This is a genomic window from Gilliamella sp. wkB108, assembly GCF_001690195.1.
Taxonomy (GTDB): domain Bacteria; phylum Pseudomonadota; class Gammaproteobacteria; order Enterobacterales; family Orbaceae; genus Gilliamella; species Gilliamella apicola_L.
Map to the genome: position 1 here is coordinate 88,544 of NZ_LZGM01000016.1, position 16,441 is coordinate 104,984.

Genomic DNA, 16,441 nt, shown 5'->3' on the forward strand with positions numbered 1-16,441 from the left:
ATTAAAATAACGTTAAATTTTTTATCGGTGCAAAGCTTTTGCGATATAGATGATTAATACCATGTTTTTCAATGGCAGCTAAATGCGCTTTAGTTGGGTAACCTTTATGCTGAGCAAGGCCATATTGTGGATATAACTTGTCTAACTCAACCATTTCACGGTCACGGGTAACTTTAGCTAAAATTGAAGCGGCACTAATTTCTGCAACCAATAAATCACCTTTTATTACAGCTTGTGTCTGAATACCAAAATTAGGACATCGATTACCGTCAACTAATACAAAATTAGGTTTAATCGGTAAACCGGCTACAGCTCGCTGCATCGCTAACATAGTTGCGTGTAAAATATTGAGTTGATCGATTTCTTCAACCGATGCGCGAGCTATAAACCAAGCTAAAGCCTCTTGCTTGATAATATCAAATAGTTGTTCACGTTTTTTTTCAGTGAGCTTTTTTGAATCGGTTAAACCTGTAATGGGTTTATTCGGATCTAAAATGACAGCAGCTGTTACCACATCACCACAAAGCGGTCCGCGACCTACTTCATCTACACCAGCAATTAAGGTCGCATTTGGATAAGTAAACTCTAATAACAACGTGATTCTCCTAAAACATCAAGAACAGCTTGTGCAGCTTGCTCATCCGCATCACAACGAATTTGTTTATGCAAAGATAAAAATGTCTCTTTTAACTTAGTATTATCACTTTCTAAATAAGGAATAATATGATTGGCTAGGTTTTCAGGTGTACAATCTTGTTGTAATAACTCAGGTACTATTTCTTTACCCGCTAAGATATTAGGTAAAGAAACATAAGGCGTTTTTATCAATCTCTTTGCTAGCCAAAAGGTAAAAGGTCTCATTTTATAGCCAACCACCATTGGACATTTCGCTAACATACACTCTAATGCGACTGTTCCTGACGCTAAAATTGAGGCATTACTGGCAATCATCGCCTGTCGAGCTTGTCCATTTAAAAGTTGTACATCAAGTTCAGGTGCAATTTCAGCTTTGATCTGTTCGAATTCTTCGCGCCTTTTAGCATTAGCTAATGGTACAACAATATGTAAATCAGGATAACGTTGCTTTAATAATTGGGCTGCTTGTAAAAAAGGTGCTGATAACAAAGTTACTTCAGCATGACGACTACCGGGTAGTAATGCCAAACAATGACAGTTAACAGGAATAGCTAATAGTTGTCGCATTGCTATTTGATCTGGATCAAGCGGAATATCATCAGCCATTTTATGCCCAATAAAGCGGCATGGCACATTAAACTTATCATAAAACGCTTTTTCAAAAGGTAAAAAGGCTAATATAAGATTGGTGTTACGTTTAATTTTAAAAACTCGTTTTTGTTTCCAAGCCCAAACTGAAGGACTGACATAATGAATAGTTCTAATACCAGCTTGTTTTAGTTTGCCTTCTAACGAAAGGTTAAAATCCGGCGCATCAATACCAATAAAAATATCAGGTTTGAGTTCGATTAGGCGTTTGGTGATATCTCGTCGAATTGCTAAAATCCGTCGTAATCGTCCTAATACTTCAACGACCCCCATTACAGATAATTCATCCATTTCATACCATGCTTGACAACCTTGAGCTTGCATCAGTGGTCCGGCAATACCAATGAATTGAATATTTGGATAATGATTTTTTAGCGCACGTATTAAACCAGCGCCAAGAATATCGCCAGAAGTTTCTCCAGCGACTAATGCAATTGTTAATGACCTTTTATCTATCATTAACGAATGATGCCTCGTGTAGAGCGAGCAAAAAAGTCAATAAACAATTGTACTTCAGGGTACTGTTGTGCAATGGTCTGAATTTCGGTTTTTGCATCATCTAAAGGCAATCCACTTCTATAAAGGATTTTATAGGTATTTCGAATAGCTTGTAGCGCATCTTTACTAAATCCACGACGTTTTAAACCTTCGTAATTAACGCCATGAGGTGTGGCATGATTTCCTTGGGCAATCACATAAGGAGGAACATCTTGCGCAACACCTGAACAACCGCCAACCATAACATGCGATCCAATTACACAAAATTGATGAACGGCCGTCATACCGCCAATAATAACATAATCATCTAATTGAACATGTCCGCCAAGTGTTGCATTATTGGCCAAAATACAACGGTTGCCTATTTGACAATCATGTGCAACATGTGCATTAATCATGAGTAGGTTATCACTACCAATACGTGTTAACTCACCACCCTGAACCGTACCACGATGAATCGTCACACTTTCACGAATCATATTGCGATCACCAATTTCGGTACGTGTTGGTTCACCTCGATATTTTAGATCTTGATTGACTTCACCAATTGAGGCAAATTGGTAAATCTGATTATCTTTACCAATTTTGGTATGTCCGTTTATGACTACGTGTGATTTTAAACAGGTACCATCACCAATTTCAACATTATCACCAATAAAGCAAAAAGGACCAATTTTAACGTTATCGCCAATTTTTGCGCCTTTTTCAATCACGGAGCTTGGATGTATATCCGTTGCCATAGTATTTCCTTAATACTGTCTTTGCTATTTTCAAAAACAAATGTTATTTACGAGCGCACATCATTTCAGCTTCGCAAACTAATTTGCCATCAACAGTTGCAACACCATGAAATAACGCAATGCCTCGACGCTCTTTTATATATTCAACATCTAACACAATTTGATCACCAGGTACAACCGGGCGTTTAAAACGTGCTTTATCGATAGATGCAAAATAGTAAAGTTGACCGGGAGAAAGCTCTTCAATACTTTTAAACGCTAAAATCCCTGTTGCTTGCGCCATTGCTTCTAAAATTAAAACACCAGGGAAAATGGGTTTATTGGGGAAATGGCCTTGGAAGAAAGGTTCATTAACAGTGACATTTTTAATTGCTTTTAATGTCTTACCTTTTTCATAACTAATCACACGATCAACCATTAAAAATGGGAAACGATGAGGTAGTAGACTGATGATCTCTTCAATATCGAGAGAGTTAAGTTCGGTAGTCAAAATAGCTATCCTTCTATATTAATTATTATAAATTCTTGACATTATAACTGAGGAAACCACCTTCACTCAAGGATGAATTAATCAGCAATAATATGCTTATGTTAAGTTCGTTAGTAATTTGTTAAAGTCATTTTATAAAATAAATGATATGTAAATACTATCTTATCCTATATCAAATCATATATAATGAGGAGAAAATGACTTAAAAGTTTTTAACTTGGAGAAGTGGTATGAAATCATTGATTAAAATGACATTAATAAGTAGTGCAATTGTATTGGCATTAGCCGGTTGTGATGAGAAAAAAGCAACGGAAAATAGTAGTACTGCTACAACAACTAATTCAGCAACAACAAGCAATACAAAAACTGAAAATAGTAATACACCAAAAGATAATAGTAATACACCAACAGACAATAAAGTGACACTTTCAACTGATGCACAAAAAGAGGCTTATGCGTTAGGCTCATCTTTTGCGACTTATATGAAATCTAATCTAGAGCAAAATCAAATTAGCCCGGATACTGAATATGTGATGAAAGGCTTTAATGATACATACCAAGGCAAGTCACAGATGAAAGAAGATGAAGTAAAAAGTATTTTAGAAGCATTTGGCAAACGAATTCAGGAAGAAAATAGAGTTCGTTTTGAAAAAGAGAAAGCCGAAAATACAGAAGCAGGTGACAAATTCCGTACTGAATTTGCTAAACAAGATGGTGTAAAACAAACTAAGTCTGGATTACTTTATCAAATTCTTAAAGAAGGTAACGGTCCGCATCCAACAGATGAAGATATCGTGATTGTTCATTATGTTGGTACGCTAACTGATGGCCGTATATTCGATAGTTCTTACGATCGTGGTGAAACAGCTAAATTCCCACTTGGTAGTGTAATTGGTGGCTGGAAAGAAGGTATCCAATTAATTGGTGTAGGTGGTAAAATTAAGTTAGTTGTTCCACCTAATTTAGGTTATGGTAATCAGAATATTCCTGGTCAAGATGGTAAAGCTGATATCCAACCTGCATCTACATTAGTTTTTGAAGTTGAATTACTAGGTATTGATAATAAAGATCAACAAAAAAGCCAACCAGAAGAAAAAGCTGGACAATAATTTGGTCGATCCCTCAAATCTAACTTACACATTAGTTATTATGGGTCCTGCTTATGGGACCCAATCTGCTTATTGTGCTTTGCAATTTGCACAAACATTACTTATCGATTCCCAACATACAATTAAAAATATCTTTTTTTATGCCGATGGTGTTTATAATGGTAATCGGTTCACCGATCCTGCAAATGATGAGTTTGATTTAGTTTCAGCATGGCAAAAACTGGCTGAGCAGCATTCATTAAAGTTAACCGTTTGCGTTGCAGCAGCTCAGCGACGCGGAGTTAACCATAATAATCTTGCAAATTATTTTGAATTAACCGGACTTGGTGAATTAAGTGAATCAATTGCAACGACCGATCGTGTTATCCAGTTTTAACATTAAGGTAGTGAAATGAAAAAAGTTGCGGTCATTATCAACAAGCCTCCTCATGGCAATGCCAAAGGGCGAGAGGCATTAGATATTATTCTGGCAATGTCTGATATTAATCATATTTCAGTTTTTTTTATTGGAGATGGTGTTTTTCATCTGTTACCTCATCAACATCCTGAACAAATATTGATGCGCGATTATATTGCTACATTTAATATGCTTGAACTGTATGATATTGAGGATGTTTATGTGTGCCAATCCTCACTGAATGAGCGAAGTCTTAACAATATTACCTTAAATATTGCTAATAAGGTGATCCCTCCCCAAGCATTAAATCAATTATTTTCTACTCAAGATGTAATCTTACGTTTCTGATTTATACTTAAACGTATAGCTAACCTGAAATTTTTTTACAGATTTAACTTATTCAATAAGATTAATACGGTTATACTCGTTATGATGATAAGTATTATAGGATGATTCAATTTAATATTAATAAATTTGAATGAGAGAAATAGTTAATCCACTCTACTTTTCAGTAAAACTGAATAATAGGGTGGATTAGAATATTAATTAAATTTCAGCTGAATAACTTTTGTACAAATCAATTAAACTAATTTTTTCATTTGATCGGCAATTTTTTCAGCTTGTTGACCAACTACAATTTGCACACCAGTTTTACCCAGTTTAATTACCGCCATGGCTCCAAGCGCTTTAGTAGCTTGTTCATCAATAAGATCGGAATCATTAACATTTAGGCGTAAACGAGTGATACAAGAATCGATATTAGTTAAATTTTGTTTACCACCAACAACCGCTAAATATTGCTCAGCAAGTTTAGATACATCAACTTCTGCCTGTTTTTGTTGAGATTTTTTAGCTACTAACGTTGAACTATCATCATCTTCACGACCAGGTGTTTTAAGATTAAATTTAACGATCACAAAACGGAATACAAAATAGTAAACCACAAAGAACACCAAACCTTGCAGGATTAACATATACCAATGTACCGCTAATGGATTGCGTGATTGTAGTAACATATCAATCAATCCAGCGCTAAATGCAAAACCTGATATCCATTGTAAAGTAGCGGCAATAAATAGCGAAATTCCGGTTAAAACAGCATGGATAACGTAAAGTATTGGTGCGACAAACATAAAGGCAAATTCTAATGGCTCAGTTATACCAGTAAAGAAAGCGGCAAAAGAAGCTGCTAACATAATTGAGGCGGTTTTATCTTTATTGCCTTTTTTAGCTGTATGATATATAGCTAATGCGGCACCCGGTAAACCAAACATCATAATTGGGAAGAATCCTGCTTGATAACGACCAGTAATACCAATAATTGCTTCACCTGAATCTATAGCTTTTTGCCCAGCTAAGAAGTTTGGAATATCGTTAATACCAGCGACATCAAACCAAAATACGGAATTAAGGGCATGGTGTAAACCAACAGGGATTAATAAACGGTTGAAGAATCCATAAATACCCGCACCCACTGAACCTAAGTTTTTAATCCATTCACCAAATGATACTAATGAGCTAAACACAACAGGCCAGATAAAATAAAAAGCTACCGAAATAAATAGCATTACAATGGAAACAATAATTGGTACTAAACGTTTACCACTGAAGAAAGCCAATGCTTTATGTAATTCAACAGAGCTAAAACGATTGTACAATTCAGCCGCGATGATACCCACTAAAATTCCAATAAATTGATTGTTGATTTTTTTATACGCTAGCGGTATTTGATTTTCCCAACCAGTAACCTTGGTATCTATGCCTTGAAACAGTGCAACGGTAGTTGGTGATAACAGTGTGGTAATAACTAAAAAACCAACTAAACCGGCAAGTGCTGCTGCTCCGTCTTTATCTTTCGACATACCATAAGCAACACCAATTGCAAAAAGTACCGGCATGTTCTCAATAATTGCACTGCCTGATTTTATTAAAAATGCAGCTGCAACATTATTAGCACCCCAGCCATTGGGGTCAATCCAATAGCCGATACCAAGTAATATTGCTGCGGCTGGTAATACTGCAACAGGCACCATTAATGATCGCCCGATACGTTGTAAATAAGCCAAAATTCCCATAGGTTTTACCTCATATAATTATTTGTTATAAACTTAATAACATACTGTAATTAAACATCTTTAAATAAACGTAAGCGGATTTGTATATTTCATATTATATTATTTTACTTCGCAAATTAATTATTCGTTTTTTGTGATTTTAATCACGATTTTTTTTGAATTATTACTTTAATATAGTAAAATACAGTCAACATATTTTACTTAGAAAAAAAAGAAGTTATTTAATTATATCAGAAGAGGTGATATCTCATGAGACTTATTCCTTTAGAAAATGCTCAAGAAGTGGGCGCTTGGGTAGCTAAACGAATTGTTAATAAAATTAACGAATTTAAACCGACAGCGGATCGTCCGTTTTTATTAGGTTTACCTACAGGAAGTTCCCCGTTAGTTATGTATCAACAATTGATTAAACAGTACCAAGCTGGTAATGTCAGTTTTAAGCATGTTGTTACTTTCAATATGGATGAATATGTAGGACTGCCAGAAGATCATCCACAAAGCTATCATACTTTTATGTATGAAAATTTCTTTAACCATGTTGATATTGATAAAAAGAACATCCATATACTTAATGGTAATGCAACTGATATTGATGAAGAGTGTCGTCAATATGAAGAAAAAATTAAAGCTTATGGAAAAATCAATATTTTCGTTGGTGGTGTTGGTCAAGACGGTCATATTGCTTTTAATGAGCCAGGTTCATCACTCTGCTCTAGAACTCGTATCAAAACATTAACGGAAGATACTCGCATTGCTAATTCGCGCTTTTTTGACAATGATATACATCAAGTGCCAAAACATGCGCTTACTATTGGTGTTGCCACTTTAATGGATGCTGAAGAGGTCATCTTATTAGTTTGTGGGCATAATAAGAGCTTGGCGTTGCAAGCGGGGGTTGAAGGTTCAGTTAATCACTTATGGACTGTTACAGCTTTGCAAATGCATCCAACATCTATTATTGTTTGTGATGAGCCAAGTACTGATGATCTTAAAGTAAAAACACTAAAATATTTCAAACAAATGGAAGCTGATAATCTCAAAGTAACCGTTTTATAAAGGATAAATCAATGTACGCATTAACAAATTGTCGTTTTTATACAGGCTATGAAATTCTTGAAAATCACGCAGCTATTATTGACGGTGATAGAATTACAAAAATCTGTAAACAAGACGAACTACCAGCAGATATCACCATTGAAAATTTACAAGGAGCCATTGTTGCTCCTGGTTTTATTGATATTCAAGTAAATGGCTGTGGTGGTGTACAATTTAATGAAACGCTTGATGCGTTAAGCATCGATACTTTAGAATCAATGCAAGCGACAAACCTCGTTACGGGTTGCACTAGTTATTTGCCGACGTTAATTACATCCAGTGATGAATTTATGATAAAAGCTGTGACTGTAATGCGCGAATATTTAGCTACTCATGCAAACCAAGCGCTTGGTTTGCATCTAGAGGGGCCTTATATCAATCCTGAGAAAAAAGGGATTCATGATGAGAATTTTATTCGTCAACCTTCGCAAAAAATGATTGATTTTCTCTGTGAGAATGCTGATGTAATCAAAATTATTACGTTAGCACCAGAAAAGGTAGAGAGTCATTTTATTAAACAACTTGTTAATGCTGGAATTCATGTTTCGGTTGGACATTCTAATGGTCATTATGATGATTGTCGCCGTGGATTTAATGATGGGATCCGTTTAGGTACACATTTATTTAATGCAATGCCTTACATTTCAGGACGTGAACCTGGCGTAGTTGGCGCAATTTATGATGCGCCAGAAGTTTATGTCGGTATTATCGCGGATGGTCAGCATGTGAATTGGGCGAATATTCGTAACAGCCATAAAATCAAACAAGATCATTTGATCCTAATTACGGATGCGATGTTACTTGCAGGATCTAATTTATCCTCAGGGGTATTTGCAGGTAAGACCATTTATTATAAAGATGGTCGTTGTATTGATGAGAAAGGTACACTTGGTGGATCGGCATTAACCATGATAGAAGCTGTCAAAAATGCTGTAGAGTATGTTGGTATTGCATTAGATGAGGCTTTACGCATGGCAACGCTTTATCCAGCACGAGCTATCGGTGTTGATAAAGAGCTTGGTAGTATATGCGAAGGTAATATAGCTAACTTAGTTATTTTTGATCGTAACTATACTATATCTAAAACTATTGTTAATGGAGTGATGAGTCGTTAAAATGTCATTTAGTTAGTACAAATATTGAGTTACTTATGACATTTAATTATCTAAATCTAGTTGGCAATGCTGAGCTAATCAAACAACTTAATTATGCAATGATTTATCGTTTGATTGTTCAGCAAGCGCCTATTTCACGTATTCAATTGGCTGAAATAAGCCATTTAGCTCCTGCTAGCATTACTAAAATCACCCGACAACTTCTCAAAAATAAATTAATTAAAGAAGTCGATGCCCAACAATCAACCGGTGGGCGTCCTGCTGTTTCTATTGTAGCAAAATTTACACATTATCAGACTATTGCCGTGCAGTTAAGTCGTTCACATGTCATTGTGGAACTTTATGATCTTGGTGCTAATTGTTTAGTATCAAAAACATATCCACTAACTGATTTTACAGAAAAATTAGCACAGAAATATTTAATTACATTAATTGAACAATTCATTCAAGAATATAGTAAAAAAATAAAAGAGTTAATTGCAATATCTGTTGTCATGCCAGGATTAGTTGATTCTGTACATGGAATCGTTCGCTACACACCACATATTCAAGTTAAAGAATGGCATTTAGCCGAGGCATTACAAAAACAGTTTAAAACTTCTATTTTTATTGGCAATGATATTCAAAGTTTAGCTCTTGCTGAAAGTTATTTTGGAACAACGCAAGATGTTGATGATTCTATTTTAATTCGTGTGCATCAAGGCGTGGGATCGGGGGTTATTGTTAATCAACAGTTATTAACTAATCATAATCAAAGTGCTTGTGAAGTTGGACATATTCAAGTTGATGCTTTGGGGGATCGTTGTCATTGTGGTAATTTTGGTTGTTTAGAAAATCGAGTAGTAAATCGTGCGATTGAAAACCGAGCTAAACAGATGATTGAACAGGGTTATCCGACTAAATTGACGATTGAATCATGTAATATTGCTAATATTTGTCAATGTGCAAATCAAGGTGATGATCTTGCTGTAAAATTAATAAAAGATTCGGGTGAAAATATCGGTAGAGCAGTAGCGATTATGGTTAATATTTTTAATCCACAGCGTATTGTATTGGCTGGAGAGTTGATTAAATCACAAGAGATTCTGCTAAGAGCGGTAAATAACGCATTAAATACTCAGAGTTTAGAAGGTTTAAGGAAGAATTTAACAATTACTTGCTCAACGCTTAATGATCGTTCAGCGATTGGCGCATTTGCATTAGTGCAACAAGCATTATTTAATGGTTCACTGCTAATGACGATGTTTGAAGATAATGCAATATAATTTCTTTTATTATTCTAACAAAAAAGCCCGATAATATCGGGCTTTTTTGTTTAAGCTAAAATGCGAAGCATTCTTCGTAGTGGTTCAGCAGCTCCCCACAATAACTGATCACCTACAGTGAAAGCTGATAAAAACTCTTTCCCCATATTGAGCTTACGTAATCTACCTACTGGTGTTGTTAGTGTGCCAGTCACTGCTGCTGGTGTAAGTTCTCGCATTGAGATCTCACGATCATTTGGTACAACTTTTACCCAATCATTATGTGCAGCAAGTAGTTTTTCTATTTCAGGTACGCTTATGTCTTTTTTCAATTTAATAGTGAAAGATTGACTATGACAACGCAGCGCACCAATACGGACACAAAGACCGTCAACAGGAATAATTTGACTGGTTCCTAAAATCTTATTGGTTTCAGCTTGCCCTTTCCACTCTTCCTTACTTTGACCATTATCAAGTGCTTTATCGATCCAAGGAATTAAACTTCCCGCTAATGGCACACCAAAATTATCGGTAGGTAAGCTACCATCTCGCATTTTTTGGGTAACTTTACGTTCAATATCTAAAATGGATGAATGTGGATTTTGTAGCTCTTTAGCCACATCAGCATGTAACATACCCATTTGAGTTAATAATTCACGCATATGACGAGCGCCACCGCCTGAAGCTGCTTGATAGGTTGAAACCGAAATCCAATCGACAAGGTTTTCAGCGAACAAACCACCTAATGACATTAACATCAAACTAACAGTACAATTACCGCCAACAAATGTTTTAATCCCTTTGTCTAATGCTGTATGAATGTTAGCTTTGTTTACTGGATCTAATACGATGATGGCATCTTTTTCCATACGTAACGTTGATGCCGCATCGATCCAATAACCTTGCCAACCAGTGGCTCGTAATTTTGAATATATTTCAGAGGTATAATCGCCACCTTGGCAAGTTACAATGATATCTAATGCCTTTAAAGCATCAATATTATCTGCACTTTGTAATGTTCCTGTTTTACCACCAAATACAGGTGCAGCTTGTCCAGCTTGAGAAGTAGAAAAGAAAACAGGATTGATATAATCGAAATCATGTTCTTCAACCATACGTTGCATAAGAACAGATCCAACCATTCCACGCCAACCGACAAAACCAACATTTTTCATAGTTTATTTCCAATAAGTAGATGTTATATAGAGACAGATTATCTACTATTAAAACAAAATATTGTCATAAAACAAGTAAGATAAGAATTATTTTTGTAGATAGGTTAAAAATAACGTGGTGTTATACATGCCCTTTGTTAGACATCAGTTAATGAATACTCTATTTTATATAACAATATAAAATATAACATCTTATCAACTGATTTATATCTTCTAATTGTTTAATAAAGTGATTTGTTGTTTATTTGATGGTCATTTTTGTGATTGATGAAACAGGCCTTTGCTAAATCTGGTATCAAAAGAAGAAAACAGAAATGAAGAACAATCGGGTAGCGATTAATTGCCGTTGATTATATTTAGATTTTATTATATTGCTTTATTTGATTATTTTTCGGAAATCAAAAAAGATATTGGGTAGTAAAATTGGTTTACGAGGCTTGATTATTAATAATGAGAAAAGGCAAGCCTATCTTTTATGCGTTGTAAAAAATAGATTTGCCTTGTGTTAATACAGATTAAAACTGTTTATTATCAACTATGATACTTAAAAATCCTCTTCATTCTGTTGTCCGTTTGTCATAGAACTCATATTATATCGTTCAATTCCTTGATTAGCGGCTTGAACAATATCGGGTAATATTACGTCTAAATTGGCATCAGGTCTTTGAATAAAAGTCTCCAATAACATTGGAATATTTACACCTGTAACTATTTCCATATTTGGATAATCAGCGATCAAATTGATTAATGTATTAAATGGAGTACCTCCTTTTAAATCTACCAGGCATAAAACTTCGGGCGAAGTACTGATTAGTACATCTAGTTTTTCTTTAATCTGTTGTTTAAATAAATCTAACGATTGACCCATCATAAATGGCACTGCTTCACATTGAGTCTGCTTGCCACAAATCATTTCTGCGGTTTCAATTAAACCCTTAGCTGCCATGCCATGAGTACTAACTAATACTGAAATCATGTATGTTGATCTCTCTGTTAATAATCTAAACGACGATAATAACGGCGAATTGTCATTGGATGACGATTAAGATGTTCAACATAGGCATCAATTCGATTGTTTATCGCACGGAAAACAAATGGTGAAACGTTACCGCGATATTTTTCTGATATGCCCGGTAATTCATAATCTTTGGTATCAATAATGGTGTAATTACCACAAATTTGCGGTAAAAATTTGGCAACTCTTTCGCTTAATGGTCGCTGTGTGTCTTCCCCAACATAAACGGTTACTGCCGTATCGCGATCGATAACTTCTAATGTACCATGAAAGAATTCAGCAGCCTCAATTGATTTTGAACGTAACCAATGTTGTTCTTCCCAATAACACATTGCATGAGAATATGTGGCTCCCCATTGATTACCAGCCCCAACAAAATAGTGCATGGCATCATTATGATGCTTTTCTGCTACTTCTTGACCAAATTGGTCAGCTTTTTTGGCAACCGCGACAATATTTTTGGCAAAATGTTGATCCATTTCTTTATAAAAATCATCATAATCAGGGAACTCATTCGCTAAATACATCAGACGGTCAGCAACCATGAAAAATTTTAGTTGTTCATTCATTGGATAAACAATGACATGATCGACAATTTCTTCTAATGGTGTGTTGGCTATATCCAAAAAGGCTAATATGGTAGCACCCACTTCGTTTTTAATTTTTTTCAAAGAATCAACCAGTTCTTGTGTTGATCCCGTAACTGAAGATATGATAATAAGTGTATCTTTGGTAATTCTTTTATTACCGGTTACCAGATATTCAGCCGCATTTTGTACAAAAGTTTCAATGGCTGATTTTTCTTTCATGTGAACAACAGCTTGCATTGATGAGGCATAAGTACCGCCAATACCTAACCAACAAACGTTGCTATAACCACGTTCACTTATCTGATCAATAAAATTATTGATCAGTGGACGTAATTTTAAAGCGCCATTCATGCTGTTTAATTCTTTTTGTTCGTCAAATTTTCTCATATTTTAACCCTTTATATTTTAGATTTAGTGATTACATCAAATTCTGGATAAGTTGATTTCTCCAGATCACGCCCTTTCAATTGTGAAACTTGATAACTGAGTAAGTGAATTGGAATTGTCATGAATAATGAAGATAATAGTTCGTCACAATTTATATTCAGAGATAAATCACTTCCCTGACTAGTGGCAGTTTTACCGGCATAAATAGTTGTGACGTTTTTGACATATTTGTTTAAAAATTTTTTCAAAGCGTTGGCTCTTTGTTCTAATAAACCTTGAGGTTCAATAAAAATAATACTGTCATCTGAATGCAAACCTATATAAGGTCCGTGCATATACTCTTCTAATTCCTTAGCCAAAGCAGTGTTTTGCACGGTTTCAGTGAATTTAGTTTCTCCTTCTCTCGCAACGCCATATGTTGCGCCATATCCAATAAAAATAACTCTTTTGGCATGGAAAAATTGACTTAAGTTGTTACTTATCCAACTTTGTGATTGCTTGATTACTTGAGGTAGTAATTTGGCAATTTTTTGAATTTGGTTTAAATAACAGTTGAATTGGTCGTTAGTTAAACGACCAACTTTTAGACCAATCATCATGGCAATTAATATTAAATCTAGGATAATGACACTATAACCTGCGCTAACATAAGGCATTTCTTCAATAGGCATACCCATTGATAAAACATGGTCACTTATCTTATATAACGGGCTATTAGGATCACTGGTAAGAGAGTAGATGATTTGATTATTTTTTTGGAATTGTTCAACTAAGTGAATAGTTGAATAACTCTGCCCACCTTGTGATATTGCAAAATATAGCGTGTTTGAATCGTTGTAATTAAGGTAATTAGCTGCCATGGAGGGATCTTCAATATATACAGGCACCTTTAATAATTTACTCATTAAAGGCCTAGCTCCATAAGCAGCATTTGCACTGGAACCAGTAGCAAATAATACGATTGAATTTAGTTGTTTAACCTTATTTAAATCAATGATATTAGCAAATAACACTTGGTAATTATCTAAAATATTTTGATAAAAATCAGGCTCTAGAGCTACATAATCTGCAATATTTTTCATTACTTTTACCTCAACTATCCTAATAAACCACTCCAAGCCCCAAAAATGCCAATAGCTGCGATTAATAACAGGATCCAATGAGCCTTTAGCCCCTTCTTGACTAATACAAAGATAAATATCGTGAAGAGTAAAGGTAAGATTTGCGGCACAATATCATCAAAGATAGCTTGCAATGACGAGGCATTATCGCCAGATCCTATCTGGAGAGGCATGTTTAATGTCACCATTGTGGCAACCATGGAACCAACTACGCAAAGTCCTAATACCGATGCACCATAAGATAATTTGTCCATTAATCCCGTTTTTTGTACTTTTTCAATAAACGATGAACCAATGTTATATCCTATAAGTAAACCAAAATAACGCGCTAAAATAGCTGGTATATTGAAAATTAATAAAAATAGAAGTGGACCTAAAATATTGCCTTGCATCGCCAAAGATGTACCAATACCAGTGGCAATAACGCGTAAAGTACCCCAGAAGAATGAGTCACCTAATCCACTCAATGGTCCCATGAGCGCTATTTTGACATCATTAATTGTACTTTTATCAAAATTTTCATCCGTGGCATTTTGTTCTTCCATAGCAATACAAATGCCTAAAGGAAAAGTGATTAACCATGGTGTGACATTATAAAATTCAAGGTGACGTTGATAAGCATCTGTCAGATCTACTTTGTTATTTCCATAGATTTTATCTAAAGCGGGACGCATGGCATAAGAATAACCTAAGTTCATTTGTCTTTCATAATTCCATGACCATTCGGCGGTGAATGAGCGCCAGAAAGTTCTTGTCAATTCTTTATTGGTTATTAATTTAGAATTCTTCGTTTTCATAATCGATCTCCTGTGTGGCTAATACATTGCCTGTCTGGTTTTTTAACTCTTGACTGCTATCTTCTATTGTTCCTTTTTTGCCATTATATGCAGAGTAACCGGTTAAGACTAAAGCGGCACAGGCACCAAAAATAGCAACACCAGTAACAGGTACTTTCATGTATACAGCTAAAGCAAAGCCAAGAATAAAAAAGGTGGTATTGGTTTTTTTAATCATGATTTTCATTAACATGGCAAAACCAAATGCTGGTAATAAGCCTGTTGCAATACTTAAACCGTCAATAATGAATTTAGGGATCATTTCAAGTAGATTATTAACTGCTGAACTACCAAACAGATAGGAAAGCCCCACAACTAGGCCAATTGGAATATTAATTGAAATAAACCCGCCTAATAGATTCATTCTATCCATGCCTTTACCATTGCCCTCACTAGCGTATTGATCTGCTTTGTGAACAAAATAAGGAAGGATGAAAAGGAAACATAAGTTTTTAACTAATAAAACCAACGATGCAATTGGGATACATAATGGTAATGCAATCTCTGCACTTTTACCTGCACCAATGGCAAAGGCGGTTCCTAAAACACTACCTGAAATAAGTTCAGGCGGAATAGATGCGCCGATAGAAAACGATCCGACTAATGCTAATTCTAACGATGCGCCGATCATAATGCCTTGTGTTATGTCCCCCATGACTAAACCGGTTAAAGTACAAGTCACTAAAGGTCTTGATAGCATTGATGAACCTAGAAAATATTCACCGTTTGCTAACATCGCAATCAAAGCTAAAACAACTGCTGTTAATTCGATACTCATTTTTCGTACCCTCTAAACTATTTTTCAAATTTTTGCCTTGATTCATTCGGTATTTGTTGAATGTAGATATCAATGCCGTCTTGTTGTAATGCTGTTAATAAATCCGCTTCTTGCTCGGTTAGATTGATGGTTTTAGAGTAATTTTTAGTGCCTTCTCGAGGTTTAGTTCCACCTAAATTGAGGCTTGTGATTTTATTTTTTATACCTCGAATTAACTTGTTCGCATCTTCGACAGATTCAACTACGATAAGTAATTGATATTTGTCTGTTACCCCTGAATTTATTGCTTCAATACTGTCATCAATTGATTTCATGACTAGTTTTGCATGTTCAGGTTTAGCTAAACGAATCGCTGATTTTCGAAGTTCATCATTAGCTACCGCATCATTAGCGACTAATATGGTGTTAGCGCTTACATTTTCGAACCATGAAACAACAACTTGACCATGCAATAAGCGATGATCTACCCGTAACAATTTAATCATTGGTTTT

18 protein-coding genes are annotated in these 16,441 nt (G+C 35.2%); 6 read left to right on the forward strand and 12 right to left on the reverse strand.

What is annotated here, in order from left to right; genetic code table 11:
* Position 1: 1 nt before the first annotated feature.
* From rnhB to fabZ, 4 genes are read right to left on the reverse strand one after another with little or no spacing between them, the layout of a single operon-like run.
* A complete protein-coding gene (gene rnhB, locus A9G11_RS02415) occupies positions 2-601 on the reverse strand; it encodes a ribonuclease HII (protein WP_081298385.1) in 600 nt (199 codons plus the stop codon).
* Positions 586-1,743, reverse strand: a complete 1,158-nt coding sequence (gene lpxB, locus A9G11_RS02420; protein ID WP_065617946.1) for a lipid-A-disaccharide synthase — start codon at positions 1,741-1,743, stop codon at positions 586-588. Before lpxB ends, rnhB begins: the two co-directional genes overlap by 16 nt.
* Positions 1,743-2,522 carry an acyl-ACP--UDP-N-acetylglucosamine O-acyltransferase gene (gene lpxA, locus A9G11_RS02425; RefSeq protein WP_065617947.1) on the reverse strand — a complete coding sequence of 260 codons (780 nt, stop codon included), beginning with the start codon at positions 2,520-2,522 and terminating at the stop codon, positions 1,743-1,745. The genes lpxB and lpxA overlap by 1 nt, the downstream gene beginning before the upstream one ends.
* Positions 2,523-2,565: 43 nt before the next feature.
* The gene (fabZ, locus tag A9G11_RS02430) at positions 2,566-3,012 is read right to left on the reverse strand and encodes a 3-hydroxyacyl-ACP dehydratase FabZ (RefSeq protein WP_065617948.1); all 447 of its coding nucleotides are present in this window, start codon (positions 3,010-3,012) and stop codon (positions 2,566-2,568) included.
* A gap of 230 nt (positions 3,013-3,242) precedes the next feature.
* Between fabZ and fkpA the strand changes: the two genes are divergently transcribed.
* The 3 genes from fkpA to tusC are packed head-to-tail and all read left to right on the forward strand — an operon-like array spanning position 3,243 to position 4,866.
* The gene (gene fkpA, locus A9G11_RS02435) at positions 3,243-4,121 is read left to right on the forward strand and encodes an FKBP-type peptidyl-prolyl cis-trans isomerase (protein WP_065617949.1); all 879 of its coding nucleotides are present in this window, start codon (positions 3,243-3,245) and stop codon (positions 4,119-4,121) included.
* Between the two features lies 1 nt (position 4,122).
* A complete protein-coding gene (gene tusD, locus A9G11_RS02440) occupies positions 4,123-4,497 on the forward strand; it encodes a sulfurtransferase complex subunit TusD (RefSeq protein WP_218056017.1) in 375 nt (124 codons plus the stop codon).
* Positions 4,498-4,512: 15 nt separating this feature from the next.
* Positions 4,513-4,866 carry a sulfurtransferase complex subunit TusC gene (gene tusC / locus A9G11_RS02445; RefSeq protein ID WP_065617950.1) on the forward strand — a complete coding sequence of 118 codons (354 nt, stop codon included), beginning with the start codon at positions 4,513-4,515 and terminating at the stop codon, positions 4,864-4,866.
* A gap of 233 nt (positions 4,867-5,099) precedes the next feature.
* Here the strand turns inward: tusC and nagE are convergent, their stop codons facing one another.
* On the reverse strand, positions 5,100-6,593 hold the full coding sequence (gene nagE / locus A9G11_RS02450; protein ID WP_065617951.1) for an N-acetylglucosamine-specific PTS transporter subunit IIBC: 1,494 nt from the start codon (positions 6,591-6,593) through the stop codon (positions 5,100-5,102).
* Positions 6,594-6,842: 249 nt separating this feature from the next.
* On the opposite strand from nagE, the gene nagB reads away from it, so the two are divergent.
* From nagB to A9G11_RS02465, 3 genes are read left to right on the forward strand one after another with little or no spacing between them, the layout of a single operon-like run.
* Positions 6,843-7,649 carry a glucosamine-6-phosphate deaminase gene (gene nagB, locus A9G11_RS02455; protein WP_065617952.1) on the forward strand — a complete coding sequence of 269 codons (807 nt, stop codon included), beginning with the start codon at positions 6,843-6,845 and terminating at the stop codon, positions 7,647-7,649.
* Between the two features lie 11 nt (positions 7,650-7,660).
* Positions 7,661-8,803 (forward strand): N-acetylglucosamine-6-phosphate deacetylase, encoded by a 1,143-nt coding sequence (nagA, locus tag A9G11_RS02460; RefSeq protein ID WP_065617953.1) that lies wholly within the window; start codon positions 7,661-7,663, stop codon positions 8,801-8,803.
* Positions 8,804-8,838: 35 nt separating this feature from the next.
* A complete protein-coding gene (locus tag A9G11_RS02465; protein WP_065617954.1) occupies positions 8,839-10,068 on the forward strand; it encodes an ROK family protein in 1,230 nt (409 codons plus the stop codon).
* 50 nt (positions 10,069-10,118) lie between these two features.
* Here the strand turns inward: A9G11_RS02465 and asd are convergent, their stop codons facing one another.
* The 7 genes from asd to A9G11_RS02500 all read right to left on the reverse strand — a co-directional run bounded on the left by asd (position 10,119) and on the right by A9G11_RS02500 (position 16,434).
* Positions 10,119-11,222, reverse strand: coding sequence for an aspartate-semialdehyde dehydrogenase (asd, locus tag A9G11_RS02470; protein ID WP_065617955.1), 1,104 nt, complete (start codon positions 11,220-11,222; stop codon positions 10,119-10,121).
* Between the two features lie 544 nt (positions 11,223-11,766).
* Positions 11,767-12,198 carry a PTS sugar transporter subunit IIA gene (locus A9G11_RS02475; RefSeq protein ID WP_065617956.1) on the reverse strand — a complete coding sequence of 144 codons (432 nt, stop codon included), beginning with the start codon at positions 12,196-12,198 and terminating at the stop codon, positions 11,767-11,769.
* 17 nt (positions 12,199-12,215) lie between these two features.
* Complete coding sequence (locus A9G11_RS02480) at positions 12,216-13,214, reverse strand: SIS domain-containing protein (protein WP_065617957.1); 999 nt, start codon at positions 13,212-13,214, stop codon at positions 12,216-12,218.
* Between the two features lie 11 nt (positions 13,215-13,225).
* Positions 13,226-14,296 (reverse strand): SIS domain-containing protein, encoded by a 1,071-nt coding sequence (locus A9G11_RS02485; RefSeq protein WP_065617958.1) that lies wholly within the window; start codon positions 14,294-14,296, stop codon positions 13,226-13,228.
* A 14-nt stretch (positions 14,297-14,310) separates the two neighbouring features.
* On the reverse strand, positions 14,311-15,132 hold the full coding sequence (locus A9G11_RS02490; protein WP_065617959.1) for a PTS system mannose/fructose/sorbose family transporter subunit IID: 822 nt from the start codon (positions 15,130-15,132) through the stop codon (positions 14,311-14,313).
* Positions 15,113-15,949, reverse strand: a complete 837-nt coding sequence (locus tag A9G11_RS02495; protein WP_065617960.1) for a PTS mannose/fructose/sorbose/N-acetylgalactosamine transporter subunit IIC — start codon at positions 15,947-15,949, stop codon at positions 15,113-15,115. Before A9G11_RS02495 ends, A9G11_RS02490 begins: the two co-directional genes overlap by 20 nt.
* A 17-nt stretch (positions 15,950-15,966) precedes the next feature.
* On the reverse strand, positions 15,967-16,434 hold the full coding sequence (locus tag A9G11_RS02500) for a PTS sugar transporter subunit IIB (RefSeq protein WP_065617961.1): 468 nt from the start codon (positions 16,432-16,434) through the stop codon (positions 15,967-15,969).
* Positions 16,435-16,441: the final 7 nt, after the last annotated feature.